The sequence below is a fragment of the Peptoclostridium sp. genome (genome assembly GCF_009881055.1).
In the GTDB taxonomy this organism is placed as follows: domain Bacteria; phylum Bacillota; class Clostridia; order Peptostreptococcales; family Peptostreptococcaceae; genus Peptoclostridium_A.
On sequence record NZ_WXFG01000007.1, the window covers coordinates 16,521 to 27,154 of the forward strand.

The 10,634-nt window shown below is 43.2% G+C and carries 10 protein-coding genes and 1 rRNA gene; 8 read left to right on the forward strand and 3 right to left on the reverse strand.

The window, feature by feature from the left end:
* Positions 1–35: 35 nt before the first annotated feature.
* From dnaX to GT589_RS01495, 4 genes are all read left to right on the forward strand, one after another.
* Positions 36–1,679 (forward strand): DNA polymerase III subunit gamma/tau, encoded by a 1,644-nt coding sequence (dnaX, locus tag GT589_RS01480; protein ID WP_293394899.1) that lies wholly within the window; start codon positions 36–38, stop codon positions 1,677–1,679.
* Positions 1,680–1,747: 68 nt separating this feature from the next.
* Complete coding sequence (locus GT589_RS01485) at positions 1,748–2,089, forward strand: YbaB/EbfC family nucleoid-associated protein (protein WP_293394902.1); 342 nt, start codon at positions 1,748–1,750, stop codon at positions 2,087–2,089.
* Positions 2,090–2,100: 11 nt separating this feature from the next.
* On the forward strand, positions 2,101–2,700 hold the full coding sequence (recR, locus tag GT589_RS01490) for a recombination mediator RecR (RefSeq protein WP_293394905.1): 600 nt from the start codon (positions 2,101–2,103) through the stop codon (positions 2,698–2,700).
* Between the two features lie 267 nt (positions 2,701–2,967).
* On the forward strand, positions 2,968–3,243 hold the full coding sequence (locus GT589_RS01495; RefSeq protein ID WP_293394908.1) for a hypothetical protein: 276 nt from the start codon (positions 2,968–2,970) through the stop codon (positions 3,241–3,243).
* Positions 3,244–3,305: 62 nt separating this feature from the next.
* On the opposite strand, the gene GT589_RS01500 is transcribed toward GT589_RS01495, so the two are convergent.
* A complete protein-coding gene (locus tag GT589_RS01500) occupies positions 3,306–4,421 on the reverse strand; it encodes an MGDG synthase family glycosyltransferase (RefSeq protein WP_293394911.1) in 1,116 nt (371 codons plus the stop codon).
* 166 nt (positions 4,422–4,587) lie between these two features.
* Here GT589_RS01500 and GT589_RS01505 point away from each other — a divergent pair, with 166 nt between their 5' ends.
* Both GT589_RS01505 and GT589_RS01510 read left to right on the forward strand, forming a co-directional pair.
* Complete coding sequence (locus GT589_RS01505; RefSeq protein WP_293394914.1) at positions 4,588–5,691, forward strand: AI-2E family transporter; 1,104 nt, start codon at positions 4,588–4,590, stop codon at positions 5,689–5,691.
* Positions 5,692–5,741: 50 nt separating this feature from the next.
* Complete coding sequence (locus tag GT589_RS01510; RefSeq protein ID WP_442952074.1) at positions 5,742–5,969, forward strand: glutaredoxin family protein; 228 nt, start codon at positions 5,742–5,744, stop codon at positions 5,967–5,969.
* Positions 5,970–6,027: 58 nt separating this feature from the next.
* On the opposite strand, the gene GT589_RS01515 is transcribed toward GT589_RS01510, so the two are convergent.
* Both GT589_RS01515 and GT589_RS01520 read right to left on the reverse strand, forming a co-directional pair.
* Positions 6,028–6,708 (reverse strand): metal-dependent hydrolase, encoded by a 681-nt coding sequence (locus tag GT589_RS01515; protein ID WP_293394917.1) that lies wholly within the window; start codon positions 6,706–6,708, stop codon positions 6,028–6,030.
* 64 nt (positions 6,709–6,772) lie between these two features.
* Positions 6,773–8,080 carry a Na+/H+ antiporter NhaC family protein gene (locus GT589_RS01520; protein WP_293394919.1) on the reverse strand — a complete coding sequence of 436 codons (1,308 nt, stop codon included), beginning with the start codon at positions 8,078–8,080 and terminating at the stop codon, positions 6,773–6,775.
* 205 nt (positions 8,081–8,285) lie between these two features.
* On the opposite strand from GT589_RS01520, the gene GT589_RS01525 reads away from it, so the two are divergent.
* Both GT589_RS01525 and GT589_RS01530 read left to right on the forward strand, forming a co-directional pair.
* Positions 8,286–10,196 (forward strand): YgiQ family radical SAM protein, encoded by a 1,911-nt coding sequence (locus tag GT589_RS01525; protein ID WP_293394922.1) that lies wholly within the window; start codon positions 8,286–8,288, stop codon positions 10,194–10,196.
* 359 nt (positions 10,197–10,555) lie between these two features.
* A 16S ribosomal RNA gene (locus GT589_RS01530) occupies positions 10,556–10,634 on the forward strand; the annotation flags it as partial.

Genomic DNA, 10,634 nt, shown 5'->3' on the forward strand with positions numbered 1-10,634 from the left:
ATTTATAGCGTAAAGACTATACCAGGGGTGAGAAGATGCACAAGGCTCTTTATAGAACATTCCGGCCTATGAAGTTTGGAGATGTGGTTGGTCAGGACCATATTATAAGAACACTCAAAAATCAGATATCAAGCGGCAACGTAGCCCATGCGTATCTTTTTTCCGGGACCAGGGGAACAGGAAAGACTTCAACTGCCAAGATATTTGCAAGAAGCATCAACTGCCTATCGTCTGATGATGCTGAGCCCTGCAACAGCTGCGAGATGTGCAGGGCAATAATAGATGAGAACATAATGGATGTAGTGGAGATAGATGCGGCCTCAAACAACGGCGTGGACGACATAAGGGAGCTGCGTGAGAATGTCAAGTATCCTCCGGCAAGAGGCAAGTATAAGGTTTATATAGTGGATGAGGTCCACATGCTTTCGCAGGGTGCCTTCAACGCGCTTCTCAAGACGCTAGAGGAACCGCCATCGCATGTGGTGTTCATATTGGCAACTACGGAGCCTCATAAGCTTCCGGCAACTATACTCTCAAGATGCCAAAGATTTGACTTTAAAAGGCTCGGCTTGAGTGAGATTGTAGGGAGAATGAAGGATATATGCGCAGAGGTGGAAGTGTGCGCAGATGAAGAGGCTCTCAATCTCATAGGCATGAGCTCGCAGGGTGCTATGAGGGACGCGCTTAGCATACTTGACCAGTGCATGTCCTACAGCAGCGAGTGCATAAGCTACGAGGACGTAGTAAGCCTGCTCGGAACCGTAAACTTTGAAGCGCTTTCAAGCTTGAGTGACGCGATTATAAGGCGGGATGTAAAATGTTGCCTTGAGATGGTAAATGAGCTTGTTGTATGGGGTAAGGAAATTAAGAATTTCACACAGGAACTGACCGAGCATTTCAGAAATATCATGATAGCAAAGCTTGATGGCAGGGGCGACGGCATACTCGGAGTCACTGGAGAAATGGCGGCAGAAACAGCCAAACAGTCGCAGCAGATAAGCAGTGAGGAGCTAATAAGGATAATAAAGATGCTCGCGGCACTGCAAAACGACATGAGATATGCTTCGAATCCAAGGATTGTGCTTGAAGTGGCCATCATGAAGATATGCAGCATAGAAGAGGATTCCAATCAAGATGCTCTTATTGCGCGGATATCAAGGCTTGAGAGACTGCTCTCAGGCGTCAAGGCTGGAGTTCATATTCAGGAAGCCCAGAGTCAGTCTAAGAATGTTGAAAAGCCTAAGGCACTTCCAATGCATGATTCGGAGGAGCCGGAGATATGCAAAAATGCTAACGAGAAAAGGCGTATGGAAAGGCAAAATGATGACATAGACACGCTTTGGAAGGACATACTGGGGCTAATAAAGGACGATCGCAGGGTTCCAGTACAAGCCATGCTCAAGGAAGGCACACCGCTTGAGATAGGCAATGGCGTGTTCAAGGTGATGTTCAAAGATAGTTTCGATTTTCACAGAAAGGCACTCAGCAAGGATGAAAATTCAGCATATTTAAGAAGTGTAGTAAAGAGGGTAACTGGCGAAGATGTATATATAAATCTTGTCATTGAGTCTGAGATTGCTAGCGAAAAAATCTCAAACGAGGATGGCGATGACGAGATAAGGCGTTTGGAAGAAATATTCCCGCCGGGGGTACTCGAGATAAAAGATTCTCAGGAGTAGTAATATTCATATGTGATTTAATTTATGGTATAATTAGGTTTTAGAAAATATATTCTGGAGGTATGAAAATGGCTAAAAAAGGTTTCCCGGGAATGATGCCTGGAAATATGAACAATATACTAAAGCAGGCACAAAGGATGCAGCAGGAAATGGAAAAGGTGCAAAGCGAGCTTGAAAGCAAAGAGGTAGAGGCTTCCGTAGGCGGCGGCGCTGTAATAGTCAAGGCTAACGGCAAGAAGGAGATACTCAGCGTGAGCATAAAGCCGGAGGTTGTAGATCCTGACGATGTTGAGATGCTCGAAGACCTTGTTCTCAGTGCTGTAAACGAGGCTCTCAGACTTGCAGACGAGATGGTTAGCTCTTCAATGTCCAAGCTCACAGGAGGAATGAACATACCGGGTATGTTTTAACGGAGGTTAGAATGCAGCAATATACAGGAGCATTAGATCGTCTCATAGACCAGCTTGGAAGGCTTCCGGGCATAGGCAGAAAAACGGCCCAGAGACTGGCTTTCCATATCATAAACATGTCGGAAGGCGATGTCATGTCGCTTTCGGATGCCATTGCACAGGCTAAACTCAATATCAAATATTGCAGCATATGCTGCAATATATCTGAAAGCGACAAGTGCAGCATATGCATGGACGAAAAAAGAAGTGAAGAGATAATATGTGTGGTTGCGGATCCCAGGGATGTGTCTGCTATGGAGAGGGCAAAGGACTTTAGAGGCAAATATCACGTGCTTCACGGCGTAATATCGCCAATGGACGGTGTGACTCCGGACATGATCAAGATAAGAGAGCTGCTGCACAGAGTTGCTGACGGTAACGTCAAGGAGATAATAATGGCTACCAATCCGACGATAGAAGGTGAGGCGACAGCTATGTATATAGCTAAGCTAATAAAACCAATGGGAGTCAAGGTCAGCCGTATAGCTCACGGACTTCCTGTTGGAGCTGACATAGAATATGCTGACGAGGTAACTATTTCCAAGGCTTTAGAAGGCCGAAGAGAACTTTAAAAATTTTATTGAAACTGTCATGAAAAGTGTTGTTTGAGGCCCCCTCCCTATTGTATAATTTCATTAGCAAATTATAAAAATGTTTTTATAACACCCTCAAGGGTATAATAAAAACGCTAAAATCATAAAAATACCTGAAAGTCACCCTACATTTGTATGCTCAAATTGACTTGTCAGGTTTTAAAGGGGAGGGAAAGGTCAAGCTTTGCTCAAGCTATATGAGTGTAGGGAGCTCGTATTAAGTGCAGTTGAAGAAACGGCAGCTGTATGAGAAGAATCACAGATTTTTCAGAGCGTTTGGAAGAGATGTCATCAAACAATAAGCAGGAAGTTGTTATGGATTTTCAAAAACATGAAGCCAGCAAGGAAAAAAGAACCAAGAAAATGAAATTTAAGGACAGGGAAAGAACCGGTTCATTTGATGATATTATGGTCGTGTCAAAAAAGAAGAAGACACAGCCAAGCAAAAAGGAAAAATATTCAAATATTAGAACTACAGATTTCGACAGCTATTATGATGAACATGAAGACTACCATTATTAGTCGACATGATACATACTTATAATGTTATATAAAAAAACCGGCCGTAGCGGCCGGTTTTATGTTTACAATGAGTTTTCAATGAGCTTGGCTATATTTTTTGCAGAATCAGACTTATGCACAAGCTTGATATTTTCGCGTATTCGTTGGAGCCTTTCAGGATTTTGTATCAGAAAATCCACAATCATCTTAAGGCTGCATTTTTCTGATGTTCTTACGCAAAGCCCATTGTTCAGAAGGAATGTCAGGTTTTCCTCCTCCTGTCCAGGTATGTAGTAGGGTATTACAAGCGGTATGCCGGCGGCCAAGGCCTCGGTGGTCGTAAGTCCGCCAGGCTTTGTTATGAGCACGTCCGAACAGGACATGAGCTCGCTTACCTTGTCTGTAAAGCCTAGTATCCGTATGTCCTTGCGTTTTTCGCTTGCGGCGGTGATCTTTTCCAGCTTATCCTTGAGCGCAAGGTTCTTGCCTGCCACGACAACTATCTGAAAATCCGAATCAGACTGGAGAAGTTCTTTTAGGGCTTTTTTTACATTGCCCGCGCCGAAGCTTCCGCCCATCATCAGTATTGTGAATTTATCATTTAGATTGAGCGAAGTCCTTATATCAGTGCTGTTATTGCGCATGAATGCTTTTTCAATAGGTATTCCATAAGGGAATATCTTTTCGGATGCAACTCCCTCTTCGGTCATAATACATTTGACAAATTCATCGCCCACTATGTATTTGTCAACGTGGCTTTGTATCCATGTGGAGTGTGTGGTGTAGTCGGTTAGAACTGATATTATAGGAATGTCGATTTCGCCCTTTTCCTTCAACTTTGAAACGGCCATTAGAGGGAATGGATGAGTTCCCACAATAAAAGAGGGTTTTTTGTCGTCTATAAGTTTTTTAAGGCGTTTTACCATGTATGCAAAGAAAATGTTGACCTTTTTTTCTGCGCTGGTCATTATTTTGAAGTCGTCATAAATTCTGTATACTTTGCCGTACGCGTTGGGTGTGTAGAGTGCGCTCTTTTCATAGCCTCGCGATATTATAAGATCGATTGCTTTGTTTGTGAACCTTAGGCTATCTACTATTTGAGCATCTATGCTTCTTTCGGCAAGAGCGTCTTTTATAGCCTTGGCAGCCTTATTGTGTCCGGCGCCTGTAGACGCTGAAAGGATAATTCCTTTTTTCATAGCTTCCTCCTAGTTGAATTTCAAAAATACGTTATGTGGACCTAAAATAAATTCTACTACAAAAAAAGGCAAAGATAAAGCAAACTGATTTAAAAGGACAGCGTGATATGCTAATGTATATGTGAAACGCATGAAAGTAAATGCAGATTAAGCAGGAGGAACACTGATGGTTATCGATAAAAAGATTATTTACTGGACAACAATATTGTTTATTGCATTTTTTATGTACAAAATGGTAGACAGCCTGGGGGTCATAGTCGCAGGCACAAAATATTTATTTGCACTGCTGGCGCCTTTTTTATGGGCATTTGCTGTGGCGTATTTACTGAATCCTGCGATGATGCTGCTTGAGAGGAGATTCAAGATTGACAGGATAGCGTCCGTGGCTATAGTCTATTCTGTGGTAGTGGGGCTTATCGTGTTGTTTTTCACAACCGTGTCGCCAAGGGTCATAAGCAGCATATCCGAAATAGTTCAGCAGATTCCGCAGTATCTTCAGACAACTCAAAGCTGGATACAGACTAATATAATATCTTCAAGCTGGGCTCAAAAATACGAGATAAATGATTACATCCAGAAAAATCTAAATGCAATAGTGGCACAGGCGGGAGATTTTCTTAACATAATACTAAATAAGATTGTGAAGTTTGCAATTGGATTTACATCGACATTCTTTAGTATATTGATAGGCATATTGATATCTGTATACATACTTGCAGACAAAGAAGGATTTGCTCGAAATTCAAAAAGATTTGTGTATTCGCTTGCAGGTAAGGAGCATGGAGATTCGTTTTTTGAACTCACAAGAGAAATAGACAGCGTGTTTTCAAAGTTTATCGTGGGAAAGTTTATAGATTCGCTTATAATAGGACTCATATGTCTTGCTGGAACATTGTTGCTCAAGATGCCATACGCATTTTTGATTGCACTCATAGTGGGAATAACTAATATGATACCGTATTTTGGGCCGTTCATTGGAATAATACCGTCTGTAATAATAGTTCTCTTTAATGATCCAATCAAGGCACTCTGGCTTTTTGTTTTCATTCTTCTGCTACAGCAGTTTGACGGCTGGATACTAGGACCGAAAATTTTGGGGGACAAGGTGGGCATGAGTCCGTTTTGGATAATACTCGCTATAATAATAGGTGGAGGAACGCTGGGTGTGCTTGGAATGTTCCTGGCGGTGCCGACATTTGCTGTGTTGAAAAATCTGCTTGAAAGGTATATGGATAAAAAATTAAAGTTAAGAGACATAGAAATTGGGTAGTACTAGGAATAGAAAAAAAAACAAAACAAATTCGGGGAGGGGTTCAAATTATGAAAAATGTAAAGATATACACTAGTGACACATGCGGCTACTGCCATATGGCAAAGGAGTATTTCAATGAGAATGGCATAGCATTTGATGAGAGGAACGTCACAAGGGATGTAGAGGCAAAGAAAGAGCTTATGAAGATGGGCTACATGTCGGTGCCAGTGATAATAATAGATGGCGAGACTGTTGTAGGTTTTGACAAGCAAAAGATTGAGAGTTTGTTGAAATAATGAGTAAATGGAGATCCGGATGATTTGAGTCATCCGGATTTTTTCTGTTTTTGCATGACTATATTTCGATGCACTGCATGGGCTTTAGTATTTCAACGCTGCAAATTCCGCTGACCGCTTCCGCGAAGCGCTCGGGCTCGGATTTTATAAGTGGGAATGTATCGTAGTGCATAGGGATTACAACCTTTGGTCGTATGAACTCTACTGCCTTTGAAGCATCAGGTATGTCCATTGTGAAGTTGCCGCCGATTGGAAGCAGAGCATAGTCTATGCCGGCATCCCTCAGAAGCTGCATCTCCATTGAAAGACCTGTATCGCCTGCATGGTATATATTCTTGCCCTCTGACGAAATGATGAATCCGCCAGGATTCCCACCGGGAATAACATGGTTCCCATCGAGTATGGATGAACCATGAAGTGCAGGCGTCATCTTGACTTTTCCGAATGCAAATTCAAAGCTCCCACCTATATGCATGGAATGACATTCGATGTTGTACCTATCCAGATAGAGGGATATTTCATAATTGCAAATTACTGTGGAGCTGAACATCCGGGCTATGTCGATGGTGTCACCCAGATGGTCTGAGTGGCCGTGCGTCACAAGTATGTAGTCTATGTGCGGGAGATTCTCAGGCCCAATTGAACATTGCGGATTGTTTTTGAGGAACGGATCTATAAGAAGCTTGCAGCCTCCTGCCTCAATGTAGAAGGCGGAGTGGCCCATATATGTCAGTTTCATGTGAAGCACCTCCAAGTAAGTTATATTATATTTGTAACCCTTTAAGCCATATCGAAACAACATACTATTTCGGCGGGGCCAACTTGTATCTTATTAAAAAAACAACAGGAAGTATATAGCACATCAGAGCATATGGGGCAAGTTGCCCGAAGCTGATGCCAAGAAGTGAACAGGCCAGTATGGAGTTTATGTTCCAGGGTATCAGCGCCACAGTAAAAGTTCCAAGGTCGGATATGGCATGTACAAGGCATTCGAGCCTGACCTGCAGCTTTTTGTAATGATTTTTAAGAAACTGGCTGGGAACTATTATGCCGATTGTCTGATTGCAGGTAATGACGTTTATAAGAAAGCTTATTATACCGCTTTGGACAACAAGGCTATATTTTGTTTTTATAGTTTTTGAAAACATGTCCATTGCGCTTTCAAAAAGCTCAAGCTTGTTTAAGAGTCCTACATAAGCCGTGGCCAGTATTATAGTTGCAAGAACCTTCAGCATTGAAATGAAACCGCCTCCTGAAAGCTCCATTGATTCGCCTGAAGCTGAAAAGCCAAGTAGGCTGGCCTTGGCAAGCTCAAACAGAGTCGCATGTTGAAATGTAATTGCCACGACAAAGGCTGAAGCTATTGAGCATGCAAGCGCCGTGCTGGTCTTTAGCCGGAGGAATATAAGCACAAACAGAAGCACTATGGGTATGATGCAAAATACACCCAGGTTGAAATTGGAGCTTAAAAAATCAAGAGCAACTTTGATTTTATCGAAATCCTTCGGAGTCTGGCCTAGGCCTAGCGCATAAAAAGCAGCGCATGATATTAGGAATGCCGGAATCAGACTTGAGTTCATGCTCTTTATATTGAGCATAGGATCGGTATCAGTCATTTCGGTCACCAGGTTGAAGGCGCTCGATATGGGAGAGGAGCGGTCACCTATATAGGCTCCTGATATTATGGCTCCTGCAAGAATTGCAGTATCAATGTCAAGGCTTCGTCCAATCGCCATAAGTACCACCCCCATTGTCGAGAGGCTGCCCATGGAGCTTCCGAGACTCATTGAAATAATAGTCATTATCAAAAAAGAAGCCAGTATGAAGTTGTAATTTTTAAGTACGTTAAGGCCGAAGTGCATAAGGTAAGGTATAGTACCTGACTTTATCCAGATTGACGTCAAGATGCCTATGAGCGAAAGAATTACAAGTACATTCTTTGCGGAGCGCGCACCATATAGTAATGCGCGGTTTAGGTCCCTTGGGCGGGATCCGCCAAACAGCGCCGAAATATATATGTACGCAAGCGAAAGCGCCAGAGCAATGTATACCGGCATTTTGAAGAATATAGAGATTGATATTATAGTCAGTGATAGTGCAAGTTTCTCCATTTGACATCCATCCTTGTAATAAATAGATTGTTTCAGCTCCAAACGCAAATATGCTTATTGGGGTTGAGCTGCTTGTGGATTATTTTTGTCATGTGCTAGCTGTTATGATGTAAAATAGATTATAATATAATACTAATCTTTTTTAAAAAATATTAAAATAGATTGTTGTGCAATTTTGCCTATAAAATCAAAAGGTGTGAAATATATGAATGAGTTTTTACCAATATCAATGGAAGACGCAAGAGCCAGAGGGTGGGACGAACTGGATTTTGTAATAGTCAGCGGAGACGCATACGTAGACCATCCCTCGTTTGGAATTGCAATTATTGGAAGGGTGCTTGAAAGCAGAGGCTACAGGGTGGGTATTCTTGCTCAGCCGGACTGGAGAAACGAAGAGGCGTTCAAGGTTCTGGGAAGGCCAAAATACGCGTTTCTTGTAGGAACAGGCAACATAGACTCTATGGTAAGCCATTACACGGCGGCCAAGAAAAGAAGAAGCCAGGACAGCTACTCTCCAGGCGGAAAGGCCGGCTTAAGGCCTGATCGCGCTCTTATAACGTATTGCAACATGATAAGGAAAGTATATAAGGATGTTGCCATAGTAGCGGGAGGCATAGAGGCAAGCCTCAGAAGATTTGCCCATTACGACTACTGGGACGACAAGGTGAGGAGCTCTGTGCTTTTAGACAGTGGCGCGGACATTATAGTATACGGCATGGCTGAAAAGCAGATTGTAGAGGTGGCTGAAGCCCTGGCCTCGGGTATAGAAGCAAAGTATATAAACTATATGGCGGGAACCGTATGCAAAATAAGTGACATAGGCTATCTTTCAGGGGAGTGCATAGAGGTGCCATCCTACGAGCAGGTGAGTGAAAGCCGTGAAAAGTATGCCCAGGCCTTCAAGCTGCAGTATGATAACCAGGATCCCATAAGGGGAAAAGTGCTTGTTCAAAAGCACGGCTCAACTTACGTTGTGCAAAATACGCCGGCGATGCCCCTAAGCAGGGAAGAGCTCGATGAAGTGTACAGGCTGCCTTTTGCAAGAAAATACCATCCGTCTTATGAAAAAATGGGCGGCGTGCCGGCAATTGCGGAAGTCAAGTTCAGCATACTCTCTGAAAGGGGCTGTTTTGGTTCGTGCTCCTTTTGCGCAATAGGGTTCCACCAGGGCCGCATAGTACAGTCAAGGAGCCATGAATCCATACTGGAAGAAGCAGAGCTTATGGTTGCAGACAAGGATTTTAAGGGATATATACATGACGTTGGTGGTGCAACGGCCAACTTCCGGGAGCCTTCATGCCAAAAGCAGCTGCGAGAAGGCACATGCAAAAATGTGCAGTGCCTTTATCCGAAGCCTTGCAAGAATATTACTGTGGATCACAGCGATTATCTGACCCTGCTAAGAAAGTTGCGTGCAGTCAAAGGTGTGAAGAAGGTGTTTATAAGATCCGGCATAAGGTATGATTACCTTATGGCTGACAATAACAGGAAAGGCATATTAAAGGAAATATGCAGCCATCATGTGAGCGGCCAGCTCAAGGTTGCTCCAGAACATATAAGCCAGAATGTATTAAAGCGTATGAGAAAGCCAGGCGGCGAGATATTCAAAAAGTTCGTCCATGAATATGAAAAGGTCAACAAGGAGCTGGGCATGAACCAGTACATGGTGCCATATCTTATGTCATCGCATCCGGGAGCAACTCTGAGTGATGCCGTTGAGCTTGCTGCATACCTTCATGAGTCAGGACTCTACCCTGAACAGGTTCAGGATTTTTACCCTACGCCGGGAACGCTGTCGACTGCCATGTATCATACGGGGATAGATCCGATGACCATGGATAAGGTTTATGTGGCTAAAAGCAGCGAGGAAAAGGCTATGCAAAGAGCGCTTCTGCAGTATAGAAATCCCAAGAACTATAGTCTCGTGCTTAAGGCGCTAAAGACAGCGGGAAGGCATGATCTTATTGGATATGGAAGGGAATGTCTGATAAGATCGCCAAAGGGAGAAGGGGAAGTCTTGAGACAGGGCGAGCGAAGCGACAAGACAAGAAGGAAAAGCAAGGCGACTCCCGGAGCTAAAGGCAGGAGTGGAAAGCCAAAAAGGCGCAGTCGATAAAGTAGGTGCAGATGCCAAATGAAGCCTGGATTTAGAGGGTGTTAGAGCCGTTCCAATCCGGGCTTTGTTTCTAATCACGGAAAAATTCATAAAAACTGTTGACTTGTGGTTCATAAGCTGATAAAATAATTTTTGCTGTCAGAGAATGCGAGAGCACAGACGGTGAAAAAGCAGTAAAAAAAAGGGCTTGACGGAAGTTGAGTTCGATGATAAAATAATTAAGTCACATCGCAAATTGAACCTTGAAAACTAAACAGCAGGCTTATTTTTTAAAGATGGCTCAGCCATCAAATTATTTAAAGTCAGTGAGACATCGAAAGATGTCACAATGAGCTAAAAGGACAATGTCCTAAGGATTTCTTTTTAAGAGTTTGATCCTGGCTCAGGATGAACGCTGGCGGCGTGCTTAACACATGCAAGTCGAGCGAACAAAACGGG